Source organism: Undibacterium sp. TC9W (assembly GCF_049339865.1).
Classification (GTDB): Bacteria; Pseudomonadota; Gammaproteobacteria; order Burkholderiales; family Burkholderiaceae_D; genus Undibacterium.
Genome location: NZ_JBMPPJ010000087.1, coordinates 1 through 302, shown reverse-complemented (window position 1 = coordinate 302; position 302 = coordinate 1). Strand labels below are relative to the sequence as shown.

At 50.7% G+C, this 302-nt stretch carries 1 protein-coding gene; it reads left to right on the top strand.

Going from position 1 to position 302, the window contains the following annotated elements:
• Window positions 1-302: GTP-binding protein (locus ACO0LN_RS30350; RefSeq protein WP_422980493.1), on the top strand; the 302-nt coding region annotated here is incomplete at both ends.

Sequence of the window (302 nt, the reverse complement as noted above, 5' to 3'; positions counted from 1 at the left end):
AACTCGTGAACACATCCTGTTGGCACGTCAAGTTGGCGTTCCATACATCATCGTATTCCTGAACAAATGCGACATGGTTGATGACGCTGAGTTGCTGGAACTGGTTGAAATGGAAGTTCGTGAATTGTTGTCCAAATACGAATTCCCAGGCGACGATCTGCCTATCATTCAAGGCTCCGCTAAACTGGCCCTCGAAGGCGACAAAGGTCCTCTGGGCGAAGAAGCCATCATGAAACTGGCTGATGCACTCGATTCCTACATCCCAACACCAGAACGCGCAGTTGACGGCGCCTTCCTGTTGC